Genomic DNA, 20,346 nt, shown 5'->3' on the forward strand with positions numbered 1-20,346 from the left:
TCGGGGTCACTCCAAGGGGTCGGCCTCGAAGAGCAGGGCCTCGGGCTTGGAACGGTCGAGGTCGCCCGTGGTCGTCACGGTGACCTCGTACCTGAGTTCCTCGGCCACGTCCTCGGGCACCAGGAAGGACAGCACCAACGTCTGCTCCTTGCCCGCCGGGATCGGAGCCGCGTCGGCGTCGGAGCAGCCGCCCATGGTCACGCCCTGGTCCTCGGAGAGGTCGCGCATGCCGTACTCCGTGGTGGGTTCCCAGGTACGTCCGTCCTCGTCCATGGCACGGAAGCGGCAGTAGGCGTTCAGCAGCTCGCCCGCGTCATCGTCCTCGGGGGTGACCTTGAAGCCGACGTCGACCAGTTCCACGCCTTCCGGAGGTGGGGTCTGCCCCTCCACGTAACCGACGAGGTAACCGAGGACCTCCCACTCGCTGCCGGCCATGGTGGCGGTCGAATCCTCGACGACCCGCGGTTCGGGGCGGACGAGACCGCTCTCGCTCACCTCCCTGGCCTCCGTCAGATACGGCCACCCGACCATGATCGGGAACAGTACGACCAAGGCGGCCACGTAGGGCAGGTGCAGGCGCTTCCACAGGGGGAGGGCGCGGCGTGGCCGACCGGAGTCGGGTGAGGGACGGGCGTGGCGTGCCGAGCGAGGGCCCGAGGCGGGTCGGGGTGAACGCGGGTCCCGCGCCTCCGGGTTCCACGGGTGGTTCTGGGGAGGCTGTCCCCAGTACGGTCCGGGACGTGCGGGAGGGACCTGGGCGCCGGTGGCCGGCCCACCCTGCCCGGGGTGCCCGCCAAGGCCTGGAGGCATCGGTGGGGGAGGACCCATGGGCGGCCATCCGGACGGCCGTCCCCCCGGCGGAGGCGGGCCCTGAGGCGGCCCCTGGGGTGGCCATGGGCGCCCCCCGGGTCCACCCGGGCCGTACGAGGGGTTCGGGCGCCCATACGGGGGCTGAGAGCCCGGCAGAGGACCTTGCCCGTGGGGATCATTCGGGTGCATCGATGTCCTCCCCGGCCTGGATCTGAGGCGGAAGCAGTTCCGCGGGTTCGTCGGAGGGCGATGTGTCCGTCAGCTCCAGGTCCACCGCGGCCTGGGCGCCGAGGCGACCTTCGAACCCGGGGGCGTTCGTGACGACCAGGGAGGGCTCGTCGATCTCCTTCTCGGGCACCTCGAACACGAACGCGCCGTACAGGGGCAGACCGGGCGACAGGGTGGCGCGGTCCATCGCGTCGGGGAACCAGCTCGGTTCGAAATAGGTGGTGCCGTCCTTCATCCGCAGCTCGGCGGGGAAACCGACCATCGTGGTGTGCTCGGCGGTCATGCGGGCCCAGACCAGCACCCAGACGCCGTTGGCCTCGACCGGCTCCGTGCTCTCGCCGAAGGCGTCGGTGGCGCTCAGGGACGTGCTCAGGTCGACCCGGTCGATCTCCAGGGTGAAGTCGTCGGTGACGACGGGCTCCCGGGCGGACCCGGACGTACCGATGGGTTCGACCATCTTGTCCTTGGCCACCACGAAGTGCTGGCAGAGGGTGATTCCGGCGGCCAAGAGCACGCAGACGACGACGGTGAGGGGTCGGTTCATGTTCGTTCAGCCCCCGTCCAGGGGGAGCGAGACCGCGCCCACCACGTCTTTGGTTCCGACCCACAGGGTCCCCGTGCCACCGGTGGTCTGGAGCTCCTCGATCTCGTGCAGCGCCAAACCCAGGCTCTCCACGTCGTCGACGTCGAAGTTCCGGGGGACCTCCCAGGACAGAATGGCCGACTCTTCCACCGAGTGCGGTTGCAGGTGAGACACGTAACCCGTCGGCTGACGCTCGTAGTTGATCTCCGGCCCCTTCACGGTCTGCCCGCCGGGTTCGGCGTGCACCACCAGGCTGCCGCCGACGTTGCCCATCGGGACGGGGCGCTCGGAGCCGCGCAGCTCGATGTCGGCCCTGACCTGAAGGTAGGTACCGAGGTCGTCGGAGTGGATCCGCGCCTCGTGTGGGGTCACGACGATGAGGTCGTTCTTCAACTCGGTGCCCGGCTCGGCCGGGTCGGCCAGCGGGTCGTGGGTGTCGAGCCCACCGAACGCGGCCACACCGAGGAGACCGACCGCGCAGGCCGCGCCGGCCAGGGAGAACAGGGCGAACTTCGCGAAGGGGTTCGCGGGTAGGGGAGAGCGCCGCGGTTCCTCCGCGGCGCCGAGATGGTGCACCACGAGGCGCAAGTCTAGAGGTAATGGGTCGTGGGCACCTCAAAACGTCCGGAACCGGTCGAACAAGGTCGCGAATTCTCGCAGGTCCTGGCGGTTTTCGGTGTCGTTCGAGGGTGCGGGTCCGGTCGTGCGGTTCGGGGATCGCGTGGGCCGAGAAACGGGACCGGTTATTGAGGGCGAACCTATAATTACCGGGAGTGAATAAATAACTACGCATGGTGCGGATTCGGGTTGGGGGTTGAACCCGTTAATGCCAGATGTCAACAATGGGTGTCCGCGGAACGACCTTGGGTTTTTCTTTCCGAGCTGAAAGCGGTTTGTAAGCGTCTCGGAAGAGGATCTCCCTAGTGTGAAGCTCGATCGGCGAGACCGGCGCCCGCGAGAGGACGGCTCGTGGGAGACACGCCGGCCCGGCGACGAATCGGACACGAGCCATCCGTGGTGAGCCCCCAGGCGGAGGGCGCCACGGATGGCGTTTCCGCCGGAGGGCGGTGAGTCCCATGATGCTTCGAAGACGGCGTAGGGCCACATTGCGGCTCTACACGAGTGCGGTGAGAAGAGGAGTTCGAGTGCCGAAGATGCTGACGGTGGACGAGCAGTTCGAGGCGATCGTGGCGGGTGCGACCCCCGAGGCCAAGATGCGTCCCATGGAGGAGCCCACCCCGAAGGAGGCGGCTCCCAAGGAAGCAGAAGAGGAGAAGGAGGAGAAGGAGGACAAGTAGTCCTTCCCTCCGGGGGCCGTCCGTTCCGAGTACCGACTGGAGGGGGGTACTCGGAGCGAACGGGCTCCCCGAATTCCTATTCCACGAGTGGCGGCTTGCTAGGGTTGCTGCTTGTGGATTTCGGCGTGCTTGGCCCCATTGCCGCGTGGTCGGACGGAAGATCCCTTCCGGTAGGTGGACCACGGCAACGTTGTGTCCTGGGCGTACTCCTGGTATACGCCGGTCGAGAGGTCACTTTCGACCAATTGATCAGCTTTCTGTGGAACGACGACCCACCTCGCACCGCGCGTTCGGTGATCCAGGTACAGGTCTCTCACCTGCGCCGTTCCTTTCCCGGGCTGATCAAAACCACCTCCGGCGGCTACCTGGCCGACATCGACCCGGACCGTGTCGACCTGCACAGGTTCCGGCGGCTTCGGGAGTCGGCGGAGGGCGTCGCCTCCCCGGAGACCATGACGCGGCTGTCCAAGGCCCTCGAATCCTGGCGTGGGGTCCCCTTCTCGGGGGTCGGGTCGGAACACCTCCTCTACTCGGTCGTGTCCCCGATGCTCGAAGAGCGCTGGGCGGCCGTGGCCGAGTGGGCCGACTGCGCGCTTGAACTGGGTCGGGCGAAGGAGGTGGTCGCCTACCTGACCCCCATCGCCCGGCAGGAGGAACTGCGGGAACGGATCCACCACCTCCTCATCACCGCCCTTTGGCGGAGTGGTGAACGGGCCGCCGCGTTGTCCGCATACGAGGCGATCCGTTCCCGGCTCGCGGAGGAGCTGGGGGTCGATCCGGACCCCGAACTGATGGCCCTGCACACGCAGATCCTGCGTGCGGACAGCGTTGAGAAGACACCGGCGAAGGGGTCCGGTTCGCTGGTGCTGAGCAGGGAGGACGGCTTCGTCGTCCGTAACGACCTGCCGCGGGACATCCCCGACTTCGCCGGTCGGGAGAGCTCCCTCACCCAGATCCTGGACCTGGCAGCTCACGACGAGAAGCGGGCCAAGATCTGTGTCATCACCGGGACCGGTGGTGTCGGCAAGACCACCGTGGCGGTTCGGGCGGGCCATGAACTGGCCGAGGAGTACACGGACGGTCAGCTGTTCATCGACCTCTACGGCTACACCCTGGACAAGGAGCCCCTGGACTCCCACACCGCCCTGGGAGCCTTGCTGCGCGCGGTGGGGGTGGACCCGGACGAGGTACCCGAGTCCCTGGACGAGCGTTCCGCGCTGTGGCGGGCCACCCTCATGGGGCGCCGGGTCCTGACGGTTCTCGACAACGCCGTCACCTACTCCCAGGTCGCCCCACTCCTGGCCGCGTCCCCCGGATCACTGACCCTGGTCACCTCGCGCAACGACCTGTCGGGTCTCAGCGGAGCCCGCTACATCTCCCTGAACGTCCTGGAGAAGAAGTCCTCCCTGGAGCTCTTCGCCCGTGTGCTGGGCGAGGACAAGGTCGCCCAGGAACCCGAACAGGCCCAAGAGGTCGCCCGGCTGTGCGGAGGTCTACCGCTGGCCCTGAGGGTGGTGGCCGGACGGATGATGAGCCGGCCCCGGTGGACCTTCGCGCACGTGGTGCGGCGCCTGAGCGAGCAGAACCGCCAGTTCCGGGAACTCCAGGTGGACGGGCAGAGCGTCGAGTCGGCCATCGACCTCTCCTACCGCAGTCTCAACCCGGAACTGCACCGGGCCTTCCTCCTGCTCAGCGCCGCCTTCGGCCGCAACATCGACCTTCACGGGGCCGCCACCATCCTCGCCCTCTCACCGGTGGAGACCGACGAGGTGCTTCAGGACCTGGTGAGTGTCTGCCTGCTGGACGAACCTCACGCCGACGTCTATCGGTTCCACGACCTGATCCACGTCTTCGCCTCGCAGAGAGGGAGGACGGATCTCGGGGTCATGGAGTTCGAACGCGCCCGACAGGCCCACGCCGACTACTTCACCGCGACCACCGACCGGGCGGCGGAACTTCTCGGCGGGCCACGCCACAGCGGTGAGAACCCCGTCAAGCCGTCTCGGTACAGCCCGGAACTGAACGACCGGGCCGAGGCCGAGGAATGGTTCGAACTCCACCAGGACCACATCGCGGAGGTCGTCGAGTACTTCGCCGCGCAGGAACGCGCGGAGGACGCTTGGCGACTCGCCGATTCGACCTGGAAGTTCTACACGATCCGTGGCAGGTCCGGGATGATCCTGTCCCTCCACGAACGGGTCCTCGCCGCCAACTACGGAAGCGGACACGAACGTGGACGCGCGGTCACCCTGATCGGGATGGGCATCGCCTACTACATCGCGGGTTCCTTCGATCGCTCCCTGGAGATGTTGACCGAGGCCAAGGACATCCTGGAAGTGGTCCAGGACGAGTGGGGCATGGTCCGGGCGCTCTCCAACCTCGCCATGGTCTACGAACGAGTGGGAAGGTTCCGGGACTCGGCCGAGGCGATCCAGGGGGTGTTGGCTCACGCGACGGCCACCGAGGATCCAAGGGTCGAATCCCTGCAGCGGGGGAACCTCGCGGTCCTGCGCCAAACCCTGGGCGAGTACGAGGAGGCGTTGCGTTGTGCCGAACGGGCGCTCAAGACCCCCATGGGTGACTCCGACGAGGAGGGCCGGGCCTACGTGAAGCGGGTCATGGGCGAGGCGTGTGTGGGACTCGAACAGTACGACCGCGCGTTCGCGGACCTGGAGGAGGCGCTGGAGCTGTCCACACGGCTTCAGCTGGTCGGGAACCTGATCTTCGTGCACAACTCGTTCGGAGTCGCGCACCGTGCCGTGGGAAAATTCGAATCGGCCGTCGCCGCCCATGTGAAGGCACTCGAACTGGCGGAGGAAAGCGGCGACCGTAGTGGCGACGCGGAGATCCTCACCGATTACGGGACGACCCTCAGCGTGACCGGCCGTTTCGACGAGGCCGCGGAGGTCTTGGAGAAGGCCCTCGCCACCGCCGTCGAGCGGGACGAGCGCTACATCGCCGCTCGGGCCTCGCTCGCTCTGGGCCGGATCCCCGAACCACTGGTGTCTCCGGACCGGGCCAGGGAACTGCTCACCGACGCCCTGGGGACCTTCGAGGAACTCGACCTGCCCGAGGCGGCGCAGGCGCGCGAAGCGCTCCGAGAACTGGGCGGTTAGACGAGTCGGCGGCCGTTCCGCCTCCGCTTCGTTCCCTTGACCCCTTTTGTCCCCGGGGCCTTCCAACCCCCATGACGGCGCATCGACCGCAGGTACAGCTTCGATGGCAGGGTCCGCACCGGGCGCGGGATCCTCGGGTACACCGTCCTGGTCACCCGGATCAACCGGTCGTACCGGCGCTGCCTCGCGGCCGACCACGGAATACCGAAGTCCCGACGTAGCCCCTCCGGCAGCAGCCCACCGGTGAGGAACCGTTGGGCGGAGGTGAGCGGCCACAGCAACCGGTTTCGTGGCCGGAAGACCCCGTTGGCCAACTCGCGGGCGACCGGGCCTACGTCGAGGTCCGCGAGGCTCCGCTCCCAGTACGCTTCGAACTCCTCCGGGGTCGAGGGCCACGTCTCCTCCGGCAGGCCCAGCGCGGTGGCGTACACCGCGGCCTCCCGTAGGAACGCCTCCCGCTCGCCCGGCGCGAACTCGCCGATGACGAGCTCGTGCAGCCGTTCCCCCGATCGGTAGAGGGTCGCGCCGACCCACAACAGCAGGTCGGGATCGAGCGCGTCGTAGCCGGGGCCGCGCACCTTGCGGTGCATGGCCCGCACGATCGCCTGGACCCGTGCGCGCTCCTCGTCCGTCCCGAGCGCCGTTCCGTACAGGTAGAACAGGGTGCCGCGCAGACGGTCGAGTGGACGGGACGTGAAGTCGCTGTGGTCGGACACGCCCTGGGCGACGGACGGGTGGGCGATCTGGAGCAGGATCGCGTAGCCGGCCCCGGCCAGGAGCCCGGACTCGGCCTGGACCCGGCGCAGCATCGATTGGTCGGACGATCGGTCCATGTCTGGATGGTAGGTCAAGACCCGGATCGACGGGCGAGGACGCGCGCGTTCCGATGAGCCCCGGAGTCGACGATTCCGAAGCGCGTCGTGACGGGGGTAAGGGAACTGTTACCTGAAGGTGAGGTCCAGCGGAAATCCCGCATGGCCCGACCCTTGCTCGGCCCTTCCTCGCGCCAGACCGGCATCGAATCTGGAAGGTATCTTTCCAGTTCCGGCGTTCGTGTCGTCCGGAACCCACCAGTACCAGCGGTCGGAACTCGTTCCCCCACCCCGCGCCCGTCACGCGGATTCGGAGCCGCCTGGGGCCAACAGGGGTCTTGACGGGCCGTGACGCTCTCTTTACCGTCTTCGACAACCGGGTGGAGGACTTTCCCGACCACCACGGGGCCGTTCTCGGCCGAGCCCGGAACCCACGGACTAACCGGCCGTGGGACCTCCGCCCGATCCCCTGGACCGGTGCCGGTCCGGGTCATCCCGCTACGACCCTCCGGGGTCGTGACCCCCAGGAAGGGCACGATTCATGACCGTGCGCAGCAAGATCCGATCGACCGCCGCCGTCGCCGCCGGAACCGCCCTGGTCTTCGGCCTCATGCCCGCGGGCACCGCCAGCGCCCACGGCTACATCTCCAACCCGCCCAGCCGGCAGGCCCAGTGCAACGCCGGGGTCGTCGAGTGCGGTCCCATCCAGTGGGAGCCGCAGAGCGTCGAGGGCCCCAAGGGCCTGATGGACTGTGCCGGAGGCAACGAGATCTACTCCGAGCTCCGCGACGACAACTATGGCTGGGACGTCACCCCCGTCGGCACCACCGCCACCTTCGACTGGATCATCACGGCCAACCACTCCACCGCCACGTGGGAGTACTTCATCGACGGCGAGCTGATCGCGAGCTTCGACGACGGTGGCGCCCAGCCGCCGGACTACTTCTCCCACGACGTCGACCTGTCCGGGTACAGCGGTGAGCAGACCGTCCTGGCCCGCTGGAACGTCGCCGACACCTCCAACGCGTTCTACAACTGCATCGACGTCAACGTCGGCGCTCTGTAACCTCCCGAGTCCGCCACCGCACCCCTGACCCCCCGCGTTCCGGTCCGGCCCGCCACGGCCGGACCGGCACGCGTTCCCCCACCCTTTGACGGGGCCCGGAGAATGCGGTGCCTGAAAGATCATGGATTCGCGGACGGCGAGCTCCGCGGCGAGAGCGGAGACCGCCCGGAGCGCTTCTTCGGGTTCGCCGTCACCACCGTTCTGGTGATCCGATTCGTTCTGGTCCCGGCCGCGCCGGGAGCGCCCTGGTTCGCCACCGAATCGTGGGTGCCGGTGACAATGTTGTGGACAGGGTTCCGGTGCGACCACCGTGCCGCGTCCACACCCGACCGGGTACGCACGTCACCCGGGGCGCCGTCCCAGAGGGAGAACCGCGAAATGACCGCTCATCCCGAGACCACCGGCCCCGCCGACCCGGCCCGACTGGACACCGAACGCATGCATCGGATCTACCGGCACCTGCACGCCAACCCCGAACTGTCCATGAAGGAGTACGCGACCGCCGACTTCATCGAGGCCGAACTCGACGACCTCGACATCGCGCACTTCCGTTGCGCCGGCACCGGGGTGGTCGGGGTCGTCCACAACGGAGAGGGCCCCGTGGTGGCGTTCCGCGCGGACACCGACGCGCTGCCCATCCGTGAGGAGACCGGCCTGGAGTACGCCAGCGAGGCCGTCGGCACGCTCGACGACGGGACCGAGGTCCCGGTGATGCACGGCTGTGGCCACGACACCCACGTCACGTCCGCGCTCACGGCCGCCCGTGTCCTGGTCTCCGACCTCGACGCGTGGTCGGGAACGCTCGTCCTGGTGTTCCAACCCGGTGAGGAGACGGCGGTCGGCGCGCGTGCGATGGTCGACGACGGACTCTGGAACCGAGCCCCTCGCCCCGACATCGTCCTGGGCCAACACGTGATGCCGCTGCCCGCAGGCGCCGTGACGGTCAGCCACGGCGCCGCGATGTCCATGGCCGACTCGCTGAAGGTGACGGTGTACGGACGCCAGGCCCACGGTTCGCAGCCACAGGCCTCGGTCGACCCGATCGTGCTCGGCGCGGCCATCGTCACCCGGTTGCAGACCATCGTGTCGCGCGAACTGGACCCGCGGTCCCCGGCCGTGATCACCTGCGGCACCTTCCACGCCGGGTTCAAGGAGAACATCATCCCGGCCCAGGCGGAGTTCACCCTGAACATCCGCACGTTCGAACCCCAGGTGCGCGACCAGGTGCTCGCGGCGGTGCGCCGCGTCATCACGGGGGAGGCGGCCGTCTCCAACGCTCCGGAGCCGCTGATCGAGGAGCTCTACAGGTTCCCGCAGTGCTACAACGACCCCGACGAGGCCGCGCGGGTCGAAGCGGCCCTGCGCGCCGGGCTGGGAGAGGACCGGGTGTCCGAAGGCGCCCCGAACATGGGCAGTGAGGACTTCGGGGAACTCTCCGAAGCCATCGACGTGCCCTCGGTCTACTGGTTCTTCGGTGGCTTCGACCCCGTGGACGGTGAGCCGCCGTCCAACCACTCGCCCTACTTCGCACCGGCCATGGAGCCGACGCTCGCCACCGGGGCCCGTGCGGCGATCACGGGGATCCTGGCCTACCTCGGAGCGGGCAGGGACGGTTCCGGCGACTGATCGCCCAGAGCCGGAGCGAAGGACCCCGGACATGACGAAGGCCGGTCCCGTGGGACCGGCCTTCGTGCTCGTCGGGGTGGCGGGATTTGAACCCACGACCTCTTCGTCCCGAACGAAGCGCGCTGCCAAGCTGCGCTACACCCCGAAGCAACATCCCCAAGTCTAGCGGATTCGGGGAGTGCTCGCGACGCGGTTCACGCCACACTGTTCCGGTGCGGGTCAGGCCCCCGGGACCAGGTCCAGCAGGGACGCCTCGGGGCGGCAGCAGAACCGCACCGGAGCGTACGGGGAAGTGCCCATGCCGCCAGAGACGTGCAGCCACGCCTTCCCGTACTCGTTCAGCCCCCAGGCCCGCTTGCGGTCGATCCCGCAGTTGGTCACCAGGGTCCCGTAGAACGGCAGGCACAACTGGCCGCCGTGGGTGTGTCCGGCCAGCAGGAGCTGGTAACCGTCGGCCTCGAACCGGTCCAGGTTGGCGGGTTCGGGCGAGTGCAGCACCCCCAGACGCAGGTCGGCGCTCGGGTCGGCCCGGCCGGCGATGGCGTCGTACCGGTCCAGCTTGATGTGCGAGTCGTGTACGCCGCCCAGGGCCACGTCCAGCTCACCGACCTTCAACGAACCCTTGTGGTTGTTCAGGTCCAGCCAACCCGACGCCGACATCGAGGCGCCCAGCTCACGCCAGGGCAGGTCCGGCACCCGACGCTTCCTGTAGTCGTTCTTGCTGGTCCGCCACAGGTACCGCGCCGGGTTCTTCAGCTGTGGCGAGAACAGGTCGTTCGACCCGTACACGAACGCGCCGGGGCGGTCCAGGAGCGGCCCGAGCGCGTCGATGAACGGCCCGACGGCTTCCGGGTGCGCCAGGGAGTCGCCCGTGTTGATCACCAGGTCCGGCTCGTACCGTTCGAGCCCGCGGATCCAGTCGATCAGCATCTTCCGTCCGGGCGTCAGGTGCGCGTCGGACAGGTGCAGGATCCGCATCCGGGGGCTGCCGGCCGGCAACAGGGGAAGTTCGTACCTGCGCAGCCGGAACCAGTTGCGTTCGATGACCGAGGCGTACCCCAGTCCAGCCACACCGACCGCGCCCGTGATCGCGGCCGTACGCCCGATCCCGCGCAGAATTCGTCTACCGTCCACGCTCATCCGGCCCTCCTCTTTCGTTGATCGATCGTCTCAGATCCGGAACCGTCCCGTGCGCAAAGCGTTGGTCCGCGTGGGAGTCACGGCAATAGGATCAGGTCATGTCCGAACTCAAAGATCGCCTCAGGTCCGACCTCACCGCCTCGATGAAGGCGCGTGAGAAGGTGCGCACCGCGACCCTTCGCATGGTGCTAGCCGCCATCGCCACCGAGGAGGCGGCAGGTTCCACCCAACGTTCCCTGAGCGACGACGAGGTCACCAAGCTCCTGGTCCGCGAGGCCAAGAAGCGCCGCGAGGCCGCCGAGGCCTTCGACAAGGGCGGCCGCGTCGACGACGCCGCCAACGAGCGCGCCGAGAGCGAGATCCTTTCGGACTACCTGCCCAAGCCTCTCACCGACGAGGAGCTCTCCCAGCTGGTCGCCGCTGCGATCGCCGAGACCGGAGCCTCCGGGATGCAGGAGATGGGCAAGGTCATGAAGGTGGTCAACCCGCAGGTCGCGGGCCGCGCGGACGGCGCCCGCGTGGCCGCGGAGGTCAAGAGCCGGCTGGCCTGACCAACGGGTTCGAAGAACGAAAGGGGGTGGGATGATCTGATCACCCCACCCCCTTTTCCCGTGTGTTCGGACCCGGGTCAGTCCTGTTCGCTCCGGCCGTTGTTCACCGGGCCGGCCGGTAGGACCGGGTGCCAGTCGGTGTCCCCGGAGGGACCTCCGGCGCTCTCCCGGCCGGTGCCGTCACTGAGGAAGACGTTGACCGTGGCCCCCTCCGGCAGGCGGCTGCCGGGGTCCGGGTTCACCGCGGCCACCGAACCCTCCGACTCGGAGGAACGCAGCACGGTCCCCGACACGTTCACGGAGTAGCCGGCCTCCTCCAGCGCGGACACCGCCGCGGACTCCGGCATGCCGACCACGTCGGGCACGCCGCCGTCGTCGCTGGCCGGACTGGCCTCTTCGTCGGCGTCATCGTCATCGTCGTTGGACGAACGCGGCTCGGAAGTGGAGCCGAATCGGCCGGGCGCCGACGCCAGCTGTTCGACCTCCAGGCCCTCGTGGGCGCCGCGCATGGTCTCCTGCCAGATGGGCCCGGGGATCGTGGCCCCGTACACCGTCCCGAAGTGCCGGTCGCCGATGGTGACGTTGCGCAGCGGGTACTGCTGCGGGCCGCGCGGGTCGCCGACGAACACGGTGCTCGCCATCTGCGGGGTGAACCCGGCGAACCAGGCCGCCGCCGAACCGTCGGTGGTGCCGGTCTTGCCCGCGGCGGGTCGACCGATGCCGAGGCTGGCCGCGGTACCGCCGTTGAAGGGCTGCGTCAGCAGGTAGCTGGTGCCGTCCGCGACGTCCTCTTCGATGGCCTGCTCGCACTCGGGCTCGATGTCGATCGTGGTGCCGGACTGGTTGTCCTCGATCTTGGTGATGGCCTGCGGCTCGCAGTACTGGCCGCCGGCGGCGAAGGTGGCGTAGGCGTTGGCCACCCGCAGCGGGGAGACCTCTTCGCTGCCCAGGGTGAAGCTGCTGTTGGCGAGCGAGTTGGCGTTCTCCGTGAACAGGGTGCCGTCGGCGCGTTGCAGCCCCAGTTTCTCGGCCATCTTCATGGTGTTGCACAGCCCGGCCCGCGCCTGCAGCTGCGCGAAGAAGGTGTTGGACGAGGCCTTGGTGCCGGAGATCATGTTGTGGTTGCCGGCGTTGCTGTCACCCGCGTTGCTCAACGACCAGCTCTCCAGGCGTCCGCCGTTGCAGGCGGTCTGCCCGCTCACCGTGGTGGAACTCGGTGAGTTGAACGAGGTGCTGAACGGCAGGCCCTGTTCGAGGGCCGCGGCCAGGGTGAACGCCTTGAAGGTCGAGCCGGCCTGGAAGCCGCTGCTGCCGCCTCGGTCGGAGTCGGTGGCGAAGTTGATGGACGTCTCGCCGAGTTGGCTCTCGTCCGGTCCGTAGTTGCGGCTCTGCATCATGCCGAGGATGTGGCCGGTCCCGGGCTCGACCACGGCCTGCGCCGCCACCTTGCGGGACTCGTTCTCACGAGGCACCCACTTGTCCACGGCGGCCTGGCCGGCCTCCTGGGTCTGCGGGTCCAGGGTCGTGTGGATCTCCAGGCCCGCGGTGCGCAGCCAGCGGGCGCGCTCGGTCTCGTTGGGGCCGAACCGCTCGTCCTGCTCGATCTCCTGCACCACGTAGTCGCAGAAGAAGGGCTGGTCACTGGGCACGCACCCGTTGGGCGGGGTGTCCAGTTCCAGTTCGAGCTTCTCCTCCTTGGCCTCGTCGGCCTCCGCCTCGGTGATGGAACCCGTGGCGACCATGCGATCGAGGACGACGTTGCGTCTCTCCTCGGTCTGCTCGGGGAAGAAGCGGGGGTTGTACAGGTAGGGGTAGCGGACCAGACCGGCGATGGTCGCGGCCTGGTGCAGTTCGAGATCGGCCGCGGACACCTGGAAGAAGTGCTGGGCGGCGGACTCGACACCGTAGGCGCCGTCGCTGAAGTAGGCGATGTTGAGGTAGCCCTCAAGGATCTCGTCCTTGGTCATCCGCTGTTCCAGGGCGACCGCGTAGCGCAGCTCCCGGATCTTGCGGGCGATCGTCTCCTCGCGGGCGTGGTCCAGTTCCTCCTGGGAGGTGGCCGCCTCGATCTGCACGTTCTTGACGTACTGTTGTGTGATCGAGGAAGCACCCTCGGTGTTGCCGCCCATCGTGCGGATGGCCGCGCGCAAGGTGCCGGACACGTCCAGGCCACCGTGCTCGTAGAAGCGGGAGTCCTCGATCGCCATGATCGCGTCGGTCATGTTCGGGGAGATGTCCTCGATGTCGACCAGTTCACGATTCTGGTCGAAGATCTCCGCTATGACGCCGCCATCGGCGTCATAGATCGTCGAGCGTTGTGGAGGCGGAGGGGTCTCCAGTTGGCTGGGCATGTCGAGAAAGCCGCTGGCGACGTTCCTGGCAGTGATCCCCATGCCCCCGACCGCCGGCAGAGCCAAGGCGGCGACGAGTAGACCGGCGATCACGCCGACGACCATCAGTTGGCTGATTCTTTGAAGCAATGTCCCCTGACCCACCCCATCAGACTAAGTGACCGCGAACGCGATAAAGCGGTGCAACCGGTGTCGAACGCCGCTTGTTCATGCGGAATCGACCTTGCCGTCGCACGAGCCGTGCCCCACGACCATCTTTTCACGGTTATCGCTGAACGATCCCGGTTCGGTTCGGCCGACGAGCCCCTCCGCCGTGGTTCCGGGAGAGTGGTCGACCGGTCACGCAATGGCCCGCTCGGGCCATATCCATGAGATGGAATGTGGGTCGACCGGGTTCTGTTGGCGCGGCGGTCCGAACCGTACTTTCGAGATGTGGGGGTGTGGTGCCATCGAGGATGCCACCCACCCCGTCCGGTGACGGGAGGCCACCGTGCTCCCCTCCACTCAACCAGAGCACATCGACCACCCGTGACCACGAGACCCATCACACGTCTGGGAAGTGGGCCACATGTGGACCGATCAATGGACGACGCGGGCTCTGTGCCGACGAATCGATCCTGACACGTTGTTCGTGCCGGGAGCGGCGCAGAACCAGGTGAAGGCCATCTGCCAGGGCTGTCCCGTGCGCACCGAGTGCTTGGCGGATGCCCTCGACAACCGGATCGAGTTCGGGGTCTGGGGCGGAATGACCGAACGAGAACGCCGTTCCCTACTTCGAAAACATCCCGGTGTCGGTGACTGGGGGCCGTTGCTGGAGGGCGCCCGCCGTGAGGGCGCCGGCGACCTGGCCCACTACGCGAGGACACGACAGAGCGCCTGAGGCCCCTAACGTTCGTCCCCCGCCAGAGCCGATCCGATCTCCCTCAGCCCCGCCAGGTCGTGCACGTCCTCCGGGCGGGCGGCCACCTCCGTCACCCGGATGCCGGGATGCGTGGACGTCATCCGTTCGCACAGCCATAGTTCCCGCTCGCGCTTGCGTACACGTTCGGCGTGCAACCGCAACGCCGCCACGGCCAACGGATTCGTGTCCGCCAGGATGTCGGCCGCCGTCGAGGCCCGTTCCGCGCTCAGGTCGGCTCCAGGGCCCGTGGGAAGTGGGTGGGTGCGATTCACGACCAACCCCGCCAAGGGCATCGCGTCCTCGGCGAGTCGCTTCACGAAGAAGGAGGCCTCGCGCATGGAGTCGGAGTCGGGCACGGCGACCACCACGAAAGCGGTCCCCGGGGTGCGCAGCAGCCGGTAGGTGCGTTCGGCGCGCTCCTGGAACCCGCCGAACACCGTGTCGAAGGCGGCGACGAAGGATCTCAGGTCGTTCAGGAACTGGGCGCCCACGATCTTGCCCACCACCGAGCCCACCATGTTCATCCCCGCGCCCAACAACCGGAAGGCGCCCGAACCGGCCGGACTGAGGAAGCGGATGAGCCTGCCGTCCAGGAATCGACCGAGACGCTTGGGCGCGTCCAGAAAGTCCAGGGCCGAGCGGCTCGGCGGGGTGTCCACGACGATCAGGTCCCACTCGCCGGACTGGCGCAGTTGGCCCAGCTTCTCCATCGCCATGTACTCCTGCGTGCCGGAGAAGCTCGTGGAGAGGGTCTGGTAGAAGGGGTTGGCCAGGATCTGGCGGGCCCGTTCCGGGTCGGCGTGCTCTCGCACGACCTCGTCGAAGGTCCGCTTCATATCGAGCATCATCGCGTGCAGGCTGCCCTGCCCTGCCTGCTCGCCCTGCCCGTCCCCGGAGACCTGCGCGGCCCGGCCGTCCCGGGAACCGCCGCCGGCCGTGACGGGCCTCGGCAACGGAACCGGACGCGGGGTGTTGTCCAGCTCCTCCAACCCCATGGACTGGGCCAGGCGCCGGGCCGGGTCCACGGTGATCACCACCGTGCGCCGACCCCGTTCGGCCGCGCGCAGAGCCAGCGCCGCGGCCGTGGTGGTCTTGCCGACGCCACCGGCACCGCAACACACCACGATCTTCGTTCCGGGATCGTCGAGCAGCGCGTCCACGTTCATCCGCTTCGGGTCGGGACTCCGCGTTCCACCGGTCACCTGCGCACCCCCTGCTCACTCAGCCGCCGGGCCAGCCCGACCAGCGCCGCCCGGTCCATCCCACCCTCCAACCGGGGCAGTTCCACCAAGGGGCGCCCGACGTCCTCCAGCTCACCCCGTACCCGCAGTTCCAGCAGGTGCCGAAGAGCGTAGGACCGAACCTCCCCGGCGAGGTCGGCGGCCAGACCCGTCGGGTCGGCCAACCCCGCGACCTCCATCCCGTCGGTGAGCGCCGCCTCGTCCGGCCCTTCGACGGCCGCGGCGGCCAGTTCGACCTCTCCCAGCAACCTCGGGCCGACCATGTTCACCAGGACGGCGCCCGGCCGCAGCCCCAGCGCCTCGATCTCGGCGATCCCGTCCCGGGTCTCCTGGGCGGGCATCTCCTCCAACAGGGTCACGAAGTGCACCCTGGTCCGCTCCGAACGGATCACCGACATGGCGCGTTCGGCGTGTTTGTGGATCGGTCCCATCCGGGCGAGCCCCGCCACCTCGGAGTTCACGTTCAGGAACCGGCCGATGCGCCCCGTGGGCGGCGCGTCCATGACCACCGCGTCGTACCGGTGCGGGCCGCCGGAGGAACGAGGTTCGCCCTCACGGCGTCGGACCGCCTCAGTGGCCTTCCCGGTCAGCAACACGTCCCGCAGTCCGGGGGCGATCGTGGTCGCGAAGTCCACCGCGCCCAGTTTCGTGAGGGCCTGGCCCGCCCGACGCATCCCGTAGAACATCTCCAGGTACTCCAGCAGCGCCGCCTCCGCGTCCGCCGCCAACACCGAGACCGAACCACCGCCGGGCGCGGACAGCATCGCGCGTTCCTCGTAGGGGAGGGGCGCGCTCCCGAGCAGGGAGGCCACCCCCTGCCGGCCCTCCACCTCCACCAGCAGCACCCGACCACCGCCGGTCGCCAGGGCCAACGCCAACGCGGTCGCCGCCGTCGTCTTACCGGTGCCGCCCTTACCCGTCACGATGTGCAACCGGGCGCCGGTGAACGCTTCCCCTGGGCCACCGCGACGCGGTCCGTGTTCACGTTCGTTCACCCCACGGAGTCTATGCGGGCCCCCTCTTCGGGGATGGGCGGCGGGTGGGCGGTTTACCTGGTCCGCCCGACGGGCCGGGGTGAGTAAGGTGGCGGCGTTGAGGTGCGGTCCTTCGGGCCGCCGGTCACCGAGAGGGGTAGAGACCAGATGACCAAGTGGGAGTACCAGAGCGTCGCGCTGCTGTCGCACGCCACCAAGCAGATCCTCGACGGTTGGGGCGATGACGGCTGGGAGCTCGTCAGCGTCGTTCCCGCGCCGCTGCCCGAGGGCGCCGACCCGCGCAATCAGCAGTACGTCGCTTACATGAAGCGGGCGAAGTAGCGATGGCCACCCCCGAAGAGCGGATCGCCGAGCTGGGGCTCACCTTGCCCGAGGTGGTGCCTCCGGTCGCCTCGTACACGCCCACCGTCCGCAGCGGTGACCACGTGTACGTCTCCGGTCAGCTCCCCTTCGTGGACGGGAAGTTGCCCGCCACCGGCAAGGTCGGCGCCGAGGTCGACGCTCGGACCGCGCAGGACCTGGCCGCCGTGTGCGTGCTCAACGGCATCGCCGCGGTGCGCGCGGAGATCGGCGACCTGTCCAAGGTCGTGCGGGTCGTGAAGGTCGGCGGTTTCGTCGCCAGCGCACCCGACTTCACCGGTCACCCCGGTGTGATCAACGGGGCCAGCGATCTGCTCGGCCAGGTCTTCGGCGAAGCCGGTGTGCACGCTCGCGCGGCCGTCGGAGTGGCGGCCCTGCCGTTGGACTCCCCGGTCGAGGTTGACATGATCGTCGAGGTCCGCTGACCGACCCGAGGACGTCTCGACGGCTCCCGGTGGGTGCGCGGGCACGGTGTGGCTTTTGCGAACGACAGGAGTGCTCCGATGACCGAGAACGAGGGTGTGGTCAGGCCTCGTCCCGCCGCCACCGTGATGCTGCTGCGTCCGGTGACGGATGCCGCGGGCGCCTCGGGAGAGCGGCCCATGGAGGTCCTGCTGATGCGCAGGGTTCCCTCCATGGGCTTCGCCCCGGGTGCCTATGTGTTCCCGGGGGGAAGGGTCGACGAGCGCGACGCCGACGGTGACCTGCCGTGGACCGGTCCGGCCCCCGAGGAATGGTCGAAGATCCTCGGCGTCGACGTGCCCATGGCCCGGGCCCTCGTTTGCGCCGCGGTCCGCGAGACCTTCGAGGAGACCGGCGTGCTGTTGGCCAGTGAACCGGAGCGCGCGAGCGACACGGCCATCACCCTGGACACCGACACCGAGGACTGGGAACGGGACCGGCTCGGTCTCATCGACCGCTCACGTTCGTTCACCGAGGTGCTGTCCCGGCGCGGCCTGGTGTTGCGCTCGGAGTGGCTGCGCGCCTGGTCGAGGTGGATCACGCCCGCGCGGGAACCGCGCCGTTACGACACCTGGTTCTTCACCGCCGAACTGCCCCCGGGCCAGCGGCCCCGTGACGTGGGCGGAGAGGCCGACCACACCCAGTGGGTCGACCCCGCGGTGGTGGCCCCGGAGTGGGACGCGGGTCGGATGCCGATGCTGCCGCCCACCGTCATCGCTTGCGCGGAGCTGGCGGACCGTCGGACCCTTGAGGGTGTACGAGACGCCCAACGGGATATCGTTCCCCTCGAACCGGAGGTGCGGGAGATGGACGGACATCTCCGTGTGATCGCTCCGGACGGCACGGACTTCCCGTTGCCGAGACCGAACACGAGGACCTGAGAGCACGGTGCCCTGAGACCGACACCGTGGGGACCTCCGGCGGTGTGACGGACACGGTGGAGCCGTTCGACGGTAGGGGGCGCCCGGTCGCGGATAGGTATCCCACCATGGTCCCTTGGTCGTCCTTCAGACCGGTCCGGTTCCTGCGAGCGAAGCGAGGTGCGATGAGGATCGATGGTTCCGGGACGCTGCGCGCCGGTTGCGTGCTGTGCCCCAACCCTGGCCCGATGACCCTGGAGGGGACCAACACCTGGATCCTGCGTGAACCGGGAGCGCGGGGGGTCGTGGTCGTCGACCCCGGCCCGCACGACGAGCGGCACCTGGAACGGGTGGCCCGGACGGTGCAGGAACAGGGCGCCCAGGTGCAGATGACCCTGCTGACCCACCGGCACTTCGACCACACCGAGGGATCGCGGTACTTCGCCGAGCTGACCGGTGCTCCCGTGCACGCGGTCGACCCGAAGACGCGCTTGGGCGGGTCCGGGTTGGAGGACGGTCAGGTGATCAGCGCCGACGGTCTGGAACTCCGGGTCATCGCCACCCCCGGGCACACCGACGACTCGGTCTGCTTCCTGCTGGAGTCGGACAGCGCGATCCTCACCGGTGACACGATCCTGGGGCACGGGACCACCGTGATCGACGGGGACGACGGCCTGGCCCCCTACATGGAATCGATGTACCGCCTGCGCGACCTGGTCAGGGAATACCAGGTCCGGACGCTGTTGCCGGGGCACGGACCGATCCTGACCTCCCCACTGTCGGTCATCGACTCCTACATCGATCACCGCGAGTCGCGCCTGGAACAGATCCGTGGCGCGGTGCGGGCCGGGTCCACCAAGGTGGAGGAGATCATCGACAGGGTCTACCCGGACGTCGTGGAGAGCATCCGTCCGGCCGCGGCCTCCTCGGTGCGGGCGCAACTGCGCTACCTGGCGGTCAAGGGCGAACTCCCCGAGGAAGTCGAGAACTGACCCGGGCCCGTGTCCCGGACACCCGCACGCCATGGTGTGCCGCGATCACCGTCCCCCCGAACACCGATACCCCCGAAAAGCGCTGCGGCCGTCACCCCGAAGGGCAACGGCCGCACAGCGTCATCGGGAACACGCCCTAACGGGCACGGCGGCGCATCCGCTCGACGTCGAGCAGCACCACGGCCTTGGCCTCGATCCGCAGCCAGCCGCGCAGGGCGAACTCGGCGAGTGCCTTGTTGACCGTCTCACGGGAGGCGCCGACCAGCTGGGCGAGCTCCTCCTGGGTGAGGTCGTGGTGGACGTGCAGGCCGTCGTCGCCCTCCTTGCCGAACTTGTCGGCGAGTTCGAGCAGGGCCTTGGCCACGCGGCCGGGCACGTCGGTGAAGACCAGGTCGGCCATCACGTCGTTGGTGCGGCGCAGTCGGGCGGCCAGCGACTTCAGCAGCTGCAGACCCACCTGCGGGCGGCTGGACAGGAACGGCCGCAGGTCGTCGTGGCCGAGCCCGGCGAGCACGGAGTCGGTGACGGCCACGGCGCTCGCGGTGCGCGGGCGCGGGTCGAACAATGAGAGCTCACCGAACATCTCGCTGGGGCCGAGCACGCCCAGCAGGTTCTCGCGGCCGTCGACGGCCGTGCGGGTCAGCTTCACCTTCCCGCTGAGGATGACGTACAGGCGGTCGCCCTCGTCACCCTCGTTGAACAGGGTCTGGCCGCGGCCGAGACGCACCTCGTTCACCGAGGAGCGGAGCGCGGCCGTGTCCTCCTCGTCCAGCGCCTCGAACAGAGGAGCCTTCCGGAGCACCTCGTTGATCTCGTCCACACGTCCTCCTAAAACCTGACCGTCAACAGTGTGACGTATATCGCAACCCGGTGGGAAACCAGGTCGTTACCTCGGCTTGTCCGCCGGGAGACAACGCGCCCACAACAGCCGACGTCAGCCCGTACGATCCTAGT

General features: G+C 68.6%; 19 protein-coding genes and 1 tRNA gene. 10 read left to right on the plus strand and 10 right to left on the minus strand.

Annotated elements, in window-relative coordinates:
• Positions 1–6 precede the first annotated feature (6 nt).
• The 3 genes from ACWGSK_RS26665 to ACWGSK_RS26675 all read right to left on the minus strand — a co-directional run bounded on the left by ACWGSK_RS26665 (position 7) and on the right by ACWGSK_RS26675 (position 2,200).
• Positions 7–810, minus strand: a complete 804-nt coding sequence (locus tag ACWGSK_RS26665; protein ID WP_452457098.1) for a hypothetical protein — start codon at positions 808–810, stop codon at positions 7–9.
• 175 nt (positions 811–985) lie between these two features.
• Positions 986–1,582 carry a hypothetical protein gene (locus ACWGSK_RS26670; protein ID WP_358511113.1) on the minus strand — a complete coding sequence of 199 codons (597 nt, stop codon included), beginning with the start codon at positions 1,580–1,582 and terminating at the stop codon, positions 986–988.
• A 6-nt stretch (positions 1,583–1,588) separates the two neighbouring features.
• On the minus strand, positions 1,589–2,200 hold the full coding sequence (locus ACWGSK_RS26675; protein ID WP_358511110.1) for a hypothetical protein: 612 nt from the start codon (positions 2,198–2,200) through the stop codon (positions 1,589–1,591).
• Positions 2,201–2,766: 566 nt separating this feature from the next.
• Between ACWGSK_RS26675 and ACWGSK_RS26680 the strand changes: the two genes are divergently transcribed.
• The gene (locus tag ACWGSK_RS26680) at positions 2,767–2,919 is read left to right on the plus strand and encodes a hypothetical protein (RefSeq protein ID WP_358511107.1); all 153 of its coding nucleotides are present in this window, start codon (positions 2,767–2,769) and stop codon (positions 2,917–2,919) included.
• Positions 2,920–3,164: 245 nt separating this feature from the next.
• Entirely contained in the window at positions 3,165–6,035 is a 2,871-nt protein-coding gene (locus ACWGSK_RS26685) for an AfsR/SARP family transcriptional regulator (protein WP_358511104.1), read from the plus strand.
• Here the strand turns inward: ACWGSK_RS26685 and ACWGSK_RS26690 are convergent.
• Positions 6,032–6,868: an oxygenase MpaB family protein gene (locus ACWGSK_RS26690; protein ID WP_452457099.1), complete on the minus strand. Its 837-nt coding sequence runs from the start codon at positions 6,866–6,868 to the stop codon at positions 6,032–6,034. The two genes, ACWGSK_RS26685 and ACWGSK_RS26690, sit on opposite strands and share 4 nt — an antisense overlap.
• 520 nt (positions 6,869–7,388) lie before the next feature.
• Here ACWGSK_RS26690 and ACWGSK_RS26695 point away from each other — a divergent pair.
• Positions 7,389–7,913, plus strand: a complete 525-nt coding sequence (locus ACWGSK_RS26695; protein ID WP_358511099.1) for a lytic polysaccharide monooxygenase auxiliary activity family 9 protein — start codon at positions 7,389–7,391, stop codon at positions 7,911–7,913.
• Positions 7,914–8,291: 378 nt separating this feature from the next.
• A complete protein-coding gene (locus ACWGSK_RS26700) occupies positions 8,292–9,539 on the plus strand; it encodes an amidohydrolase (protein ID WP_452457100.1) in 1,248 nt (415 codons plus the stop codon).
• A gap of 71 nt (positions 9,540–9,610) precedes the next feature.
• On the opposite strand, the gene ACWGSK_RS26705 is transcribed toward ACWGSK_RS26700, so the two are convergent.
• Together ACWGSK_RS26705 and ACWGSK_RS26710 are read right to left on the minus strand one after the other, a co-directional pair.
• Positions 9,611–9,684, minus strand: a tRNA-Pro gene (locus tag ACWGSK_RS26705).
• Between the two features lie 74 nt (positions 9,685–9,758).
• The gene (locus ACWGSK_RS26710; RefSeq protein WP_358511096.1) at positions 9,759–10,679 is read right to left on the minus strand and encodes a metallophosphoesterase; all 921 of its coding nucleotides are present in this window, start codon (positions 10,677–10,679) and stop codon (positions 9,759–9,761) included.
• A gap of 98 nt (positions 10,680–10,777) precedes the next feature.
• On the opposite strand from ACWGSK_RS26710, the gene ACWGSK_RS26715 reads away from it, so the two are divergent.
• Positions 10,778–11,230: a GatB/YqeY domain-containing protein gene (locus ACWGSK_RS26715; protein WP_358511093.1), complete on the plus strand. Its 453-nt coding sequence runs from the start codon at positions 10,778–10,780 to the stop codon at positions 11,228–11,230.
• Between the two features lie 77 nt (positions 11,231–11,307).
• Here the strand turns inward: ACWGSK_RS26715 and ACWGSK_RS26720 are convergent, their stop codons facing one another.
• Positions 11,308–13,710: a penicillin-binding protein gene (locus tag ACWGSK_RS26720; RefSeq protein WP_452457110.1), complete on the minus strand. Its 2,403-nt coding sequence runs from the start codon at positions 13,708–13,710 to the stop codon at positions 11,308–11,310.
• Between the two features lie 439 nt (positions 13,711–14,149).
• On the opposite strand from ACWGSK_RS26720, the gene ACWGSK_RS26725 reads away from it, so the two are divergent.
• Positions 14,150–14,461 carry a WhiB family transcriptional regulator gene (locus ACWGSK_RS26725; protein WP_358511090.1) on the plus strand — a complete coding sequence of 104 codons (312 nt, stop codon included), beginning with the start codon at positions 14,150–14,152 and terminating at the stop codon, positions 14,459–14,461.
• Between the two features lie 5 nt (positions 14,462–14,466).
• Here ACWGSK_RS26725 and ACWGSK_RS26730 read toward each other — a convergent pair whose 3' ends face one another.
• Together ACWGSK_RS26730 and ACWGSK_RS26735 are read right to left on the minus strand one after the other, a co-directional pair.
• Entirely contained in the window at positions 14,467–15,648 is a 1,182-nt protein-coding gene (locus ACWGSK_RS26730; protein WP_452457111.1) for an ArsA family ATPase, read from the minus strand.
• Between the two features lie 32 nt (positions 15,649–15,680).
• Positions 15,681–16,718, minus strand: a complete 1,038-nt coding sequence (locus tag ACWGSK_RS26735; protein ID WP_452457101.1) for an ArsA-related P-loop ATPase — start codon at positions 16,716–16,718, stop codon at positions 15,681–15,683.
• Between the two features lie 147 nt (positions 16,719–16,865).
• Here ACWGSK_RS26735 and ACWGSK_RS26740 point away from each other — a divergent pair, with 147 nt between their 5' ends.
• From ACWGSK_RS26740 to ACWGSK_RS26755, 4 genes are all read left to right on the plus strand, one after another.
• Complete coding sequence (locus ACWGSK_RS26740; protein WP_157091022.1) at positions 16,866–17,039, plus strand: DUF4177 domain-containing protein; 174 nt, start codon at positions 16,866–16,868, stop codon at positions 17,037–17,039.
• 2 nt (positions 17,040–17,041) lie between these two features.
• Complete coding sequence (locus ACWGSK_RS26745) at positions 17,042–17,503, plus strand: RidA family protein (RefSeq protein ID WP_358511084.1); 462 nt, start codon at positions 17,042–17,044, stop codon at positions 17,501–17,503.
• Between the two features lie 78 nt (positions 17,504–17,581).
• Positions 17,582–18,421, plus strand: a complete 840-nt coding sequence (locus tag ACWGSK_RS26750) for an NUDIX hydrolase (protein WP_452457102.1) — start codon at positions 17,582–17,584, stop codon at positions 18,419–18,421.
• 164 nt (positions 18,422–18,585) lie between these two features.
• Positions 18,586–19,392, plus strand: a complete 807-nt coding sequence (locus tag ACWGSK_RS26755) for an MBL fold metallo-hydrolase (RefSeq protein WP_358511078.1) — start codon at positions 18,586–18,588, stop codon at positions 19,390–19,392.
• Positions 19,393–19,528: 136 nt separating this feature from the next.
• On the opposite strand, the gene ACWGSK_RS26760 is transcribed toward ACWGSK_RS26755, so the two are convergent.
• Complete coding sequence (locus ACWGSK_RS26760; RefSeq protein WP_014908639.1) at positions 19,529–20,212, minus strand: Crp/Fnr family transcriptional regulator; 684 nt, start codon at positions 20,210–20,212, stop codon at positions 19,529–19,531.
• Positions 20,213–20,346 lie beyond the last annotated feature (134 nt).

This window comes from Nocardiopsis sp. NPDC055551 (assembly GCF_053619415.1).